The 12,850-nt window shown below is 59.9% G+C and carries 9 protein-coding genes and 2 tRNA genes; 2 read left to right on the top strand and 9 right to left on the bottom strand.

Going from position 1 to position 12,850, the window contains the following annotated elements:
- From Q0Z94_RS09215 to Q0Z94_RS09230, 4 genes are all read right to left on the bottom strand, one after another.
- On the bottom strand, positions 1-687 hold a 687-nt coding region (locus Q0Z94_RS09215), incomplete at its 3' end, for a tyrosine-type recombinase/integrase (RefSeq protein WP_298069022.1).
- A 360-nt stretch (positions 688-1,047) separates the two neighbouring features.
- Positions 1,048-1,123 (bottom strand) — tRNA-Thr (locus Q0Z94_RS09220).
- A 145-nt stretch (positions 1,124-1,268) separates the two neighbouring features.
- Complete coding sequence (locus Q0Z94_RS09225; protein WP_298069024.1) at positions 1,269-2,399, bottom strand: ATP-binding protein; 1,131 nt, start codon at positions 2,397-2,399, stop codon at positions 1,269-1,271.
- 3 nt (positions 2,400-2,402) lie between these two features.
- Positions 2,403-3,089, bottom strand: coding sequence for a response regulator transcription factor (locus tag Q0Z94_RS09230; RefSeq protein ID WP_298069025.1), 687 nt, complete (start codon positions 3,087-3,089; stop codon positions 2,403-2,405).
- 462 nt (positions 3,090-3,551) lie between these two features.
- Here Q0Z94_RS09230 and gap point away from each other — a divergent pair, with 462 nt between their 5' ends.
- Together gap and Q0Z94_RS09240 are read left to right on the top strand one after the other, a co-directional pair.
- Positions 3,552-4,580, top strand: a complete 1,029-nt coding sequence (gene gap, locus Q0Z94_RS09235) for a type I glyceraldehyde-3-phosphate dehydrogenase (protein WP_298069027.1) — start codon at positions 3,552-3,554, stop codon at positions 4,578-4,580.
- 45 nt (positions 4,581-4,625) lie between these two features.
- Positions 4,626-8,075 carry a PEP/pyruvate-binding domain-containing protein gene (locus tag Q0Z94_RS09240; protein ID WP_366517602.1) on the top strand — a complete coding sequence of 1,150 codons (3,450 nt, stop codon included), beginning with the start codon at positions 4,626-4,628 and terminating at the stop codon, positions 8,073-8,075.
- 186 nt (positions 8,076-8,261) lie between these two features.
- Here the strand turns inward: Q0Z94_RS09240 and Q0Z94_RS09245 are convergent, their stop codons facing one another.
- The 5 genes from Q0Z94_RS09245 to Q0Z94_RS09265 form a co-directional block, all read right to left on the bottom strand.
- Positions 8,262-9,275, bottom strand: coding sequence for a hypothetical protein (locus tag Q0Z94_RS09245; RefSeq protein WP_298069032.1), 1,014 nt, complete (start codon positions 9,273-9,275; stop codon positions 8,262-8,264).
- Positions 9,276-9,376: 101 nt separating this feature from the next.
- Positions 9,377-10,822, bottom strand: coding sequence for a carbon starvation CstA family protein (locus Q0Z94_RS09250; RefSeq protein ID WP_298069034.1), 1,446 nt, complete (start codon positions 10,820-10,822; stop codon positions 9,377-9,379).
- Positions 10,823-11,449: 627 nt separating this feature from the next.
- Positions 11,450-11,525 (bottom strand) — tRNA-Ile (locus tag Q0Z94_RS09255).
- 137 nt (positions 11,526-11,662) lie between these two features.
- Positions 11,663-12,235, bottom strand: a complete 573-nt coding sequence (rbr, locus tag Q0Z94_RS09260; RefSeq protein WP_298069036.1) for a rubrerythrin — start codon at positions 12,233-12,235, stop codon at positions 11,663-11,665.
- Between the two features lie 49 nt (positions 12,236-12,284).
- Positions 12,285-12,704, bottom strand: a complete 420-nt coding sequence (locus Q0Z94_RS09265; RefSeq protein WP_298069038.1) for a transcriptional repressor — start codon at positions 12,702-12,704, stop codon at positions 12,285-12,287.
- Between the last annotated feature and the right edge of the window lie 146 nt (positions 12,705-12,850).

Here is a 12,850-nt window from a genome sequence, read left to right on the forward strand (position 1 = left end):
TGTGCGGCCGGGGAAGAGCCACGGACAGCCGGGATGTCGGGGAATGGAACGAATGACCTCCATGGCCGCATCGGACAGGGGAATATGCCTTGCCTTGCCGGACTTGGACAGCGGCACGAGGAGCAGCCGCAAATCTAGCCGTACATGCTCCCAGCGCGCCTTGAGCACCTCGCTCTTGCGTGCGCCGGTCAGCAGAAGCAACCGTATGGCCAGGGCTTCTAGGCGTTCGCTTTTTTCCAGTACCCGTCTGAGACGCCGGGCTTCCTCCCGGCTGAGGTACCTTTCCCGCAGGGTGCAGATTTTAAAGGAAGGCACACCAAGACAGGGGGACTGTCCCGCAGGCAGAAGTCCATGCAGTCCGGCCAGAGAGCATATCGTCTTGAACACCGCCAGAATGCGGTTGCAGGTGGCCGGGGCCAGTCTTGAGGAAAGCCCGTGCAGCCAGGTTTCCACTTCGCAGCGCCGGATGCCGGCAAGCTGTCTCTGACCGAAGGCCGGGGATATGTACTGGCGGGCGATGCGTTCATCCACGCACCAGCTGCGCTTGCGAACCTGCACATGCGGCAGATAGATGCGGGCGACAAAGTCATCAACATTAGGACTGTCAGGGCGTCTGAGCCTGCTGTCTTGCTTCACCGGCAAAAACGGCAGCCCCAGGGAGAAGCCCGACGGACGGCGGCAAACCATACGCGTTCTCCTTATAAAGAATCCATGAGGAAGACTGTGACAACAGCCGGAGAGCTTACGCGCCGTTTGCCCATGAAGAAAGAACCAGAGGCAGGCGTTTTTCGGCACTTCTGGAGATATTCAAAAAATTCTGCCGATTCCTGACGGGGCAGCCAGCTTTTTCGGCAGAGACCAAGGAAGTTTGCGAAGGTCACGCGCCCTTCTGCTGGCGTCTGTGACGGCTATCTGTCCGCACGGGAGACTGTCTCCAGCTTAAAATTTCACCCCGCCCACCATGCACCGGAACATGATGGAGACCGCGGGGAAAACTATCGGACAAAAAAGCCCCTGCGAGGTGATCGCAAGGGCAAAAACGGCTGCTGGAGCCAGCTTGGAGACTTGAACTCCAGACCTACTGATTACGAATCAGTTGCTCTACCAACTGAGCTAAGCTGGCGCATAGAGATTTCTTTTTAGGGAGTTTCAGTGCTCCTGTCAACTCTTTTCGTCCAGGCGGAAAACAAACGGGCGTAAGACTAAGGGCGTGAACGGGCAGGCCATTTTCCTTCGCGTTTTTTGCCCCCCTGATACGTGGCAACTGGTCAGAGAGCAAGGGGAACCGTGAAGATGAACATGCCGCCCGGCCCCTTTTCCGCACGGATGACGCCGCCGTGCCGCTCCACAATGTGCTTGCAGATGGCCAGTCCCAGCCCCGTGGAATGGGGCGAGACCCGTTCCTTCTCCACGCGGTAGAAGCGTTCGAAAACCCGTTCGCAGTCCTGTTCGGGGACGCCCGGTCCCTGATCGGCCACACTGAACACGGCCATGGATTCGAAGGGCGAACGTTCGCCGCAGATGGTGATGATGCCGCCCTCCGGGGAATAACGGCAGGCGTTTTCCAGAAGGTTGCGGAAGACCTGGGTGACGTAGTGGGCGTCCGCCCGGATGTTCATCGTCCTGTCGATGTGGATTTCTGTCTCGATGCGCTTCTGCTCCAGACGGCTGGCGCAGGCGTCAAGGGCGTCCTCCAGGACGAAGGCTGCGCGCACGCAGGTGAGCTGGAGCGGGACGTTGCCGCTTTCCAGTCGGGACAGGCGCAGCATGTCCTCAACCAGCAAACTCATGTGCCGGGCACTGCGCAAAATGATGCCGGTGAACTTCTGCCGGTCTTCGGTGTGGTGCGGGGGCAGGTCGAGGATGGTCTCGGCAAAGCCCACGATCGTAGTCAGCGGTGTGCGCAGCTCGTGGGCCACTTCGCCCATGAATTCCTTGCGGCGGCGGCTCATGCGGATGAGGTCGCTGATGTCGTGGAACACCGCCACGGCGTAGGGGGCGTCTTCTCCCGTGAAGAGCGAGGCGTCCTTCAGCGGTGTGATGCGTACGCTGAGCACGGTTTCGTCTTCCAGCGCAATGCGGAACGCCGGGGAAGCATGGCGTTCGGGGAGAAAGTCGTGCAGGAAGGAATCCAGCATTTCCCGAAAGGTCGAACCGGGGATCACGGACGCGGCGGGAAGTCCTGCAGCGCTGCTGGTGAACAGCTGGCAAAAGGCGGGATTAGCCTTGAGGATGACGCCCCGCCGATCCAGAATGATGACCCCCTCGTCCAGACTGTCGAGAATGCTGTCCAGGGGGATGGGGCGGGCCTTCTGAAACAGTTCTTCCGTCTGGCCGCTGCTGCCGGGAATGAGATCCCTGCAGGAAGCGCTGTCGGCGACAATGGAGGGTGCTTTCATAGGTTATCCCTTGCAGCGGTAGCCGATGCCGCGCACCGTCTCGATGATGTCCGCGCATTCACCAAGGCGGGCGCGCAGGCGCTTGATGTGCGTGTCCACCGTGCGGTCGTAGCCTTCAAACTGGTAGTCCCACACCGAACTCAGCAGCTCCTCGCGGGAACGCACGCAGCCCTGTGAGCGCATGAGTTCCTGAAGCAGACAGAACTGTATGGCCGTCAGCTCCACGGGGGAGTCGTTCACGGTAACGCGGTGCGCCTGGGGATCAAGGCATACACCGTGACAGCGCAGCACATGTTCCTCTGCTTCCGGCGGCGTGTTCTTGCGGCGCAGCATGGCCCGGAGGCGGAGGAGCAGTTCCCGCGTGTTGAAGGGCTTGACCACATAGTCGTCGGCCCCCAGTTCGAAGCCCACGATGCGGTCCACGTCGTCACCCCGTGCCGTGAGCATGATGATGGGAATGTTTGCCGTGGCACGGTCGCTGCCCAGTTCGCGGCAGACATCAAGGCCGTTCATGCGGGGAAGCATGATGTCGAGCAGAATAAGGGAGGGCTTGCAGCGGCGCGCCAGCTCCAGGGCAGTCACGCCGTCCGCCGCCTCCAGCGTGGCGTAGCCTTCCCGCTTCAGGTTGAAGACCAGAAGATCCCGGATGTCCTGCTCGTCGTCCACGACAAGGATGAGAGTATCGCTCATGGAAGCTCCCTGCGCTGAGTGTGTTAACTCTACCTATATAATGAATGGCGGAAGATGTATAGCCGCTCCTCGCAAAAACTGTCACAGAACTGACACAAAGATGCCTTCTTATCGACATGAGACGGCGTTAGGATGCTTACCATGAGGAAACAGCCAAGCCTCAGAGAACAGAATGCGCTGCGATAACTTTCGAGTGGCAACAAAGTTATGACAGCTTCTTCCGGCCCAGGCCCGCGGGTTCGGAAGCCGGCCCGGGATTTCTCCTTTCCGTCCCGGGCCGTTTTTTATTTTTTCCTTTCTCACTCATCTGACACATACTTGTCATGATTCTGCCGTGTTACTGCCATCATGCTGCCGTCTTTCCGACACGGATACCCTGTATGCTGAGCCATGTCAGGCGCGCCGTCTTTCCGGCGTTGGAAGGAGGGGAGCCGCCTCAGGGCCGTAAAAAAAGGATTCTTCATGATCAGGATAGGTATCAATGGTTTTGGGCGTATCGGTCGATATCTGCTTCGTGTCATGCATCTTTTCCCTCAGTGCGAAGTGGCCGTCATCAACGGACACCGCGCCAGCAACGAGGAAATGGCCTATCTGCTCAAGTACGACTCCGTGCATGGCCGCTTCCCCGGCAAGGTGCAGGCCACGGAGAACGGCATCATGCTCGATGGACGGGAGATCCCCGTCACCCGCTGCGACAAGGGCGCCTGGAAGTGGCGCGACTACGGCGTGGACATCGTGGTGGAGACTTCCGGCACACTGAAGAAGCGTGCCCTTCTGGCTCTGCACATGGACTGCGGCGCGAGGAAAGTCATTATTTCCGCTCCGTGCAGCGATGCGGACGTGACCATCGTCATGGGCGTGAATCAGGACATCTATGACCCCGAAAAGCACGATGTGATCTCAGCGGCCTCGTGTACCACCAACTGCCTGGCCCCCGCCGTGAAGGTCCTGCACAACGAATTCGGCATCCTGCACGGACTGATGACCACCATCCATTCCTACACCATGAGCCAGCGCCTGCTTGACGGGACGCAGAAGGATCTGCGCCGCGGCCGGGCTGCCGGGCTTTCCATCATTCCCACCACCACCGGAGCGGCGGCGGCCGTGGGCAAGGTTATCCCCGAACTCAAGGGGCTGCTCAACGGCGGCGCTCTGCGCGTGCCCACACCTGACGTCTCGCTGGTGGACTTCACCTGCGAGCTGAAGACGGAAGTCACCGCGCAGGAGGTCAACGCTGCGCTCAAGTACGCCTCGGAAACCTGGCTCTATGAGGCCCTCGGCTACTGCGATGAGCCGCTCGTCTCCATAGACTATGTGGGCGACACGCACGGCGGCACGGTGGACGCCTCCTTCACCGCCGTGATGAACAAGACCATGCTCAAAGTCGTGGTCTGGTACGATAACGAATCCGGCTTCACGCATCAGCTTGGCCGTCTGATCCGCCTCGTGGCTTCGAATCTGGAAGCGCAGGACGCATCCGGGGCCGTTTAACCCTGCGGGGGAGCACCCCGAAACACAGGACTGAGAGGTATGAGTATGGATATCAGGGAAACGGGTTCCTCCTTCATCATGACCGGCGCGGACATCGTACGCATGGGAGAAGCCGCGGAAATGCTGGTGGGCGGCAAGAACTACAATACCGCGCTCATCAGCCGCGTCGAAGGCATCAGCACGCCGCAGTTCCGCGCCATTCCCGCCACAGCATTCCACGCCGTCCTTGACGAAAGCCGCGTCAACGCCTCGCTCATCTATGAGGTGGTGAACAGAGCCATGGACGAGGTGGACTGGGCCTCGCCCGCGGTGGCTTCCGATCACGGCTTTTTCAGCACCTTCGTGCGGCGCAATGCCGCTGAGGTCCGCCGCCTGAGTGCGGGCAAGAGCGCCAGCACCTGCCTGCGCGACTTCGTGAATCAGGTGGTGCATGGCTTTGCGGAATCCCGCGAGAACATCGACCAGCTCCGCAGGCGTTCCATCCTGGTGCAGACGGCCATTCTTTCCGTCACGCTGCCCGCGGCGGTGGATGCGGCCGTTCGGCAGGCCTACCGCGACATGTGCGCAGAAGGCGGGGAAGGAGAATTTCCCGTAGCCGTGCGTTCGTCTGCGGCAGGCGAAGACTCCCGCAAGAAGGCTTTCGCCGGACTCCAGGACACGTTCCTGAACATCACGGGCGAAGACGCTGTGGCCGAAGCCTATCTCTGGGACTGCGCCTCTGCCTATAACCTGCGCTCCATGACCTATCGCCGCGAAGCCATCCTCGACGCCGTGGCTCATGCCGAGAGTGCGGGAGACCCGTCCATCGCCGAAGCCGCCCGCCGGGAGTGGGCCATCGAGAATACGGCGCTTTCCGTGTGCATCATGCGCATGATCCGTCCCGCGGTGGCAGGCACGGCGTTTTCGGCGGACACGGCCACGGGCTGCCGCGGCACCACCCGCAACGACCTTGTGAGCATCGACGCCAGCTACGGACTGGGCGAATCCATCGTGGGCGGCATGGTCACGCCGGACAAGTTCTACGTCTTCCAGCGCGATGACGGCACCGACGTGGTGGTGCGCTTCATGGGCCGCAAGACCGTGCGCATGGTCTATAACGAGGACTCCGGCGGCACGCGCATCGAATCCGTGCCGGAAAGCGAAGTTAACACCTGGGCTTTGGGCGAAAATCAGCCCATCGAGGTGGCCCGCGGTGTGCGCGCCATCAGCAGGGCCTACGGCGGCATCATCATGGACACGGAGTTCTGCATCGATGCACAGAGCCGCCTGTGGTTTGTTCAGGCCCGGCCCGAAACGCGCTGGAACGCCGAACTGGACGAACACCCGGAAACCATCTTCATGCGCCGCAAGGAAGTTGAGCCTCAGGCAGCCGCCCATGCGGAAGTGCTCCTTGCGGGCAACGGCGCGTCCCGCGGCGCGGGACAGGGCACGGTGCGCTTCCTGCGTTCCGCTCTGGAACTGAACCGCATCCAGCCCGGCGACATTCTGGCCGCAGAACGCACGGATCCCGACATGGTTCCCGGTATGCGCGTCGCTTCCGCCATCATTGCCAACGTGGGCGGCGACACCAGCCACGCGGCCATCACCTCGCGGGAACTGGGCATCGCGGCGGTCATCGGCGTACAGAATCCGCTGGCCATGCGCTCGCTGGACGGCCAGCCCGTGACGGTGGACGGCACACGGGGCCTGGTCTACCGCGGACTGCTGCCCCTGTGCGATGTGGGCGGCGAGCTGAACGTGTCCAAGCTGCCCGCGACCCGCACCCATGTGGGCATCATTCTGGCCGATGTGAACCAGGCCATGTTCCTTTCCCGTCTGCGCCATGTGCCGGACTTTGAAGTCGGCCTGCTGCGCGCGGAATTCATGCTGGGCAGCATAGGCGCGCACCCCGCGGCCCTGGAAGCCTACGACAACGGCACGCTGGAAGAGTTCGTGGAACGCCGCCTTGCGGATCTGCACGAACAGGTAAGCCGTCGCATCTCCGAGCAGATCGCCGTGGGGCAGGTACAGGCGCCCTTCGCCGAGGTGCAGCTCAAGCCCTACGTCGTCCAGCTCATGGACATGGCCTCCCTGTACGCCAACACGTCCAGCGTGTCCCGTGCGGAAGCGCTCATGGCCGAATACATGGAACGCGCCGAACGCAACCGTGATCTGCTCCAGACTTCCGATGACCTGCGCACACATATCCGCGTGGTCATGGGCGCAGACGAACCCGGCTCCAGCGTGACCGAAGAGGACGTCAAGGCGGCTATGGCCGCGGCCTCCAAGAAGCCTCTCGTTCAGGAAGTTCTCCTGTACATCAACGGTATGCGCCGCCGCGTGGCGGCTCGTACCCGCCTTGGCAGAGAAATAGAGGAGATCCGCAGCATCCCCGAAAAAATCGAGCAGCTCATCGTGAGCAGCGGCCACGAGAGCGGGCGCGACCACTACATCCGCACCCTGGGGCGCAACCTGGCGCTGTTCGCCATGTCCTTCTACGGCAAGGACATTGTCTACCGCACCACGGACTTCAAGAGCAACGAGTACCGGAACCTGCTGGGCGGCTGCCTCTTCGAACATACCGAGGATAACCCCATGCTCGGCTACCGCGGCGTGTCCCGAGACATCCACGACTGGGAAATCGAGGCGTTCAAGCGCGCCCGCACGCTCTACGGCGGAACCAACCTCATGCTCATGCTGCCCTTTGTGCGGACGCTGGAGCAGGCGCGTTCCATGCGCGCCTATCTGGACGAAGTCCACGGACTGCGCAGCGGCGAAAACGGGCTGAAGATTCTGCTCATGGCCGAGCTGCCCTCCAACGCCATCCTTGCGCGGCAGTTCATCGAGGAATTTGACGGCTTTTCCATCGGTTCCAACGACATGACCCAGATGGTGCTCGCCACGGACCGTGACAACGCTGAACTGGCGCACATCTACGATGAAGAGGATCCCGCCGTCATCTGGGCCATCCTGACCGCCATCTTCACCGGCCAGAAGTTCGGCAAGAAGGTGGGCTTCTGCGGCCAGGGCGTGGCCAACAGCCGTATTCTGCGCGGCATGGTCGCCATTGCGGGCATCGTTTCGGCCTCCGTGGTTCCCGATACCTATGTGCAGACCAAGGCCGACTTTGCCGAGGTGGAGTCCGAGAACATCCCAGCGTCCGGGCTGGGCCGCTGGCTGAAGGAACAGCACACCGCCAGGCTGCGCACGCTGCTTTGCGAACAGGGCTATGAGGACGTGGCTCGTCTGGAAGACCCGCAAGATTTCCGCCGCTGGTACGACGGCGAGATCGGCAACCTGCACAAGGATCTGGCAGCCTGCTTCAGCACCCCCTTCGAAGCGGACGCCCGGCAGAAGCTGACCCGCTTCCGCCGCACCTTCCACAAACCCGTGACCTACGCGGCCTGGGACTGGGACGCCACGGTTTTTGATGCGCTCCAGCAGGCCGGGTTCTCCGGCTGGAAGGAACAGGAAGAAGCCGTGCGCGTCCAGCGCGAAAAGTTCGCCGCCCACTGATGCGCCAGGTGCGCCTGCCGCAGGACGAGCGCCGCACATAAAAACAGGCCGGGGCCTTTTCAGGCTCCGGCCGTTCTGGTTAAACGAAAACTCCCGGCATGAGCAGGCCCCCTTTGACAGACTAGGGCAAACACGGCCATGACTGGCATCTGCACGGCACACGTGCAGGCGTCCGGGCTTTCGGTACTACTCATAGTTTTCCAGCAGGAACATGGGCTTGATGGCTACGACTTCGTCGTATTCCGTCTGGCTCACCTTCACGCTGGAATTGAGCGAGCGCAGTACGGACTTCATGTCCTCGTAGGCTTCCGGTACGGTTTCCGAGCGCCCTTCCCGAAGAGAGCGGATCATCCTGGCAAGCGTGGCCGGATGCGCGTAGCGGGCGGGAACGGGAAAATCGGGATAGTCCGCGATATAGTCCGCAAGCTCCCTGCGAGCACGGTCGAGGGCTGCGGTCAGGGCGCGGCTGTTGCTGCGCACGGTGGGCAGGACGTTGGCCCCGGCAAAGAAGAACAGCGCGGCCAGGCCGAGAAGAGTGATGTAGAGGCCGTAATCTCCGGCCCCGCTCAGCCAGACGGAAGCTCCGTAGATGGAGGCGGCCAGCGCGAAGCAGAAAATAGCCAGGGCCACCCACTTGTGCAGGGGATTCGTCAGGGAGTCCACGCGCCTCGCTTTACTGAGCGCGGCAAGGCGTGTGGTGAGATCCGGCCGCTGTTCCAGAAAGGTCAGAGCACGCCGCAGCTCGTCCACGCTGGCCTGTGCCGTAGGACTGAGCACCTTTTTATAGCGCGCCTCTTCCGCGGCCTGTGCCTCGGCCAGCCTTCTGGCAGCCGCTTCGGAAATAGTCCTGATGTGGGGGAAACGCAGCCGGATTTCGGCAAGCATCATGTCCACATGGCTTTCGTGCTTGAACGTGCACTGGACGCTCTCACCCTTGCCGTATTCCACCACGAGATACGGGATGGAGCCGAAAATCCCCTTGCCGGTGAAGCCGCCCTTGCTTAGAGCCACACGCTTGTAGGCGCGCTGGACGTTGGAGGCCGGCACATAGAAGCGGCGATCCAGGAAAAGGCTGTTCAGATACAGGGCCTTTTCTCCAACGCCGCAGGGACCGAAGTTCCGGCAGGCCGTTCTGTCCGCCTTGAGAGCCTTGTCATCCAGTCCGGCGTCACCCAGCCGGGCGGGTTTGAAATACAGCATCAACTACCCCGAGGGACGTGTTCCCACCCCTTCGGAAAGAACGTGCAGGAACGCAGTACGCAAGGGGGCCGCCAAAAGGCGGCCCCGGTTCAGCCCGATGTTCAGGCGCGCTTCTTTGTGGCGCGCAGGAAGAGGCAGAGGAACAGCGCGGCGGCCGCGATGCCCAGAACGTAAGCCACGGCAACGGGCAGCTTCACGATGAGGCCCAGGCATTCGGGAGCCATGCAGAAGTAGGTGATGGACACAGCGCTCATGAAGGCGGCGGGCACGGCGGTGATCCAGTAGTTCTTCTTGTTGAGGAAGAGGTACATGGAAGCGGCCCAGAGCACGATCATGGCCAGAGTCTGGTTGGTCCAGCTGAAGTAGCGCCACACGATGGAGTAGTCGAGCTGGCTGATGAGCGCGCCCGCGCCGAGAAGCGGCACACAGAAGATGAGGCGGTTTTTGTAGCTGGTCTGAGGCATCTTGAACCAATCGGAGAGCACCAGTCGGGCGGAACGGAACGCCGTATCACCGGAGGTGATGGGGCAGGCGATAACGCCGATCATGGCCAGCGCAATGCCGATGCCGCCCATGGTCTTGCTGCACACATCGTAGATGGCGGCGGACTGGCCGGAGCCGAGGCTGGCAAGAAGTCCGGTGGTCTGGCCGTTGGTGATCTCATAGATGGAGCAGCCGGCGGCGGCCCAGATCAGGGCGATGATACCTTCGCACACCATGGCGCCGTAGAACACGAAGTGCCCCTGATGCTCGCTCTTCATGCAGCGTGCCATGAGCGGGGACTGCGTGGCATGGAAGCCGGAGATGGCGCCGCAGGCCACGGTGATGAACATGAAGGCCCAGATAGGCGTGCCCTTGGGATGCATGTTGGCGAAGTGATCCCAGATTTCGGGAATCTGGAACGAGGAGTTCGTCACAAGACCCGCGCCGACGCCAACGGCCATGATGATGAGGCAGATACCGAACAGGGGATAGATCTTGCCGATAATCTTGTCGATGGAAATGAAGGTGGCAATGAAGTAGTAGACCAGCACCACGGTCAGCCAGAAGGAGGCGTTGAGCAGAACACCGCTCGCCCCGGCTTCGCTGCACAGCTTGACGATAAGTCCGGCGGGACCTACCGCGAACACCGTGCCCACCATGACCAGCAGCACCACGGAGAAGACGCGCATCACGGTCTTCATGGTGTCGCCGAGATAAATGCCGGTGATTTCTGAAACGGAAGCGCCGTTGTTGCGCTCGCTGGTCATGCCGGAGAAAAAGTCATGGACAGCGCCGGCAAAAATGGTGCCGAAGGTGATCCACAGGAAGACCACAGGTCCCCAGAGCGCGCCCTGCAAGGCACCGAAGATGGGTCCGAGACCGGCGATGTTCAGAAGTTGGATGAGGAACAGCTTCCACTGAGGAAGCACCACATAGTCAACGCCGTCGTTGATGACAACGGCGGGCGTTTCCCGGTCGTCAGGGCCAAAGGTGTTCTCTACCAGTTTTCCGTAGGTAAAGTAACCGATGATCAGGAGCGCCAGGCAAAGAAAGAAGCTAACCATAACAATACCTTCTCTCAATGCGCGGTTTCCCTTGCAGATACGAGGCAGGGACTCCGCGGTTTGTCCACAAAAACGCAAATAGTCCTTCTGGAAAATTTATGCAAGAAGCTGTACACCCACTGAGGTAAAATTGTCGTAAAAAATTATAACACACTTATATGAAAAGACATTTTTAAAATCTTTTTATGACAAAAATGTAAAATTCTTTCGGAAAACCTTCCTTTGCCGAATTTTTTGTCCACGTTCAGCAGCGGATTTACCGTCCCCAGGAATTTTCTTTAAGAGGCCTGTCCCCGAGAATCCATCCGCGGCGATGCCGGTTTGGAAAAAAAGCTCAAGACGGAGGGGCCGCCGCCGTTCGCAAAACCATTAACCATCCAGGGTGGAAGCCGCGTCAGTTCAGGCTCCTGGGGATGCTGATGTGCATATTGTAAACAGTATCAGAGAGGAAACGCGCTTTTAATGAAGGTCACATCTCAACGTTATGAAATAAAAACGGCTTTTCCAGAAACTCACGGAAACGGCGCAGGATTTCAGGATCAGAAGGTATATACAAGGCTCAAAAAAAATCATGGAAGCCCTGCCTGACAGCGGCAGGGGCTTCCACGACCTGTCTCGTTAAAATCATGGTGGACCCGGCAGGCTTCGAACCTACGACAATCCGGTTATGAGCCGGGGGCTCTACCAACTGAGCTACGGGTCCAACGGCAAGCAGTATGCCCTGAAAGGGGCAGCTTGGCAAGCGTAAAGAAGAAAAGAAAAAGGATGCCGCGAAGCAATTCAATATCTTCGCGGCATCCAAAATGAAGCTAGCTGTGAGAGGTGGCTTACCCTTGCGTCTTACGCTTCCGCGATGGCCTGGAAGTATTCCTGGGGATGGGCACAGGCGGGGCAGGATTCAGGCGCTTCGAGTCCCACATGGATATAGCCGCAGTTCTGACAGCGCCAGACACGGGGTTTGGCAGACTTGAACACCGTGCCGCTTTCAATGGCGGCGGCAAAGGCCAGGAAGCGCTTTTCGTGATGGGTTTCCGCCACGGCGATGGCGCGCATGACAGCAGCGATTTCCGGGAAACCTTCCTTGTCGGCGATTTCCGCGAAGGAAGGATACATTTCCGAGTATTCCTCGTGCTCACCGGCAGCCGAGGCTTTTAGGTTATCCAGCGTGGAGCCGATGACGCCGGCGGGGAACGCGGCACTCACTTCCACGGCACCGCCTTCGAGGAATTTGAACAGGCGCTTGGCATGTTCCTTTTCCTGGTTGGCGATCTCTTCAAACGCCTTCATGATTTCGACGTAACCGTCTTTCTTGGCCTGGCTGGAGAAGAAGGTATAGCGGTTGCGAGCCTGGGATTCACCGGCGAACGCGGTGAGGATGTTCTTTTCCGTTTGGGTGCCTTTCAGCGATTTCATGGTGCGGTTCTCCTGGTCAGAGGAATTTTCAGCGGCAGGCTCGCCTCTGTTACGAAGCCTGCTCTTGAACTTCGCCTTTTTCAGCCCTGGTCATACACGCTTCACACAGGCCATCGTATTCCACACGAACTGCCGTGACGGTGAAGCCTGGAATCTGGACGGACTCCCGGGGGACGCTGGGAAAAGCGCTGCTGGGCACATCCGCCACTCGTCCGCAAACCTTGCAGAAAATGTGATGATGCGGGGCGGTATTGCCATCGAAGCGGCGCATATTCCCCGCGGAAGACAGTTTAACCACTTTCCCTGTTTCGGCAAGGAGATCGAGATTCCTGTACACCGTCCCCAGGCTGATGTGAGGCATGCGTGTCTTTACCAGGGCATACAGTTCGTCTACCGTGGGATGCGTATGCAGTTTGCGCAGCTCTTCGAGAATGATTCTGCGCTGATTTGTCATCCGTGTCTTAGGCATCACAAAACCTCGGTCGGTTTCTCACAAACACATTATCGATAATAAGAATAATTGTCAATAAAGACTAAAAGGAGAGACACTGACTTTTATAATGACAAATGTTTGAGATTATGCTATCCTTCAAAAAAAAACGGAGGGTACCGAGA

It is taken from the genome of uncultured Mailhella sp. (genome assembly GCF_947631555.1).
Taxonomy (GTDB): Bacteria; Desulfobacterota; Desulfovibrionia; order Desulfovibrionales; family Desulfovibrionaceae; genus Mailhella.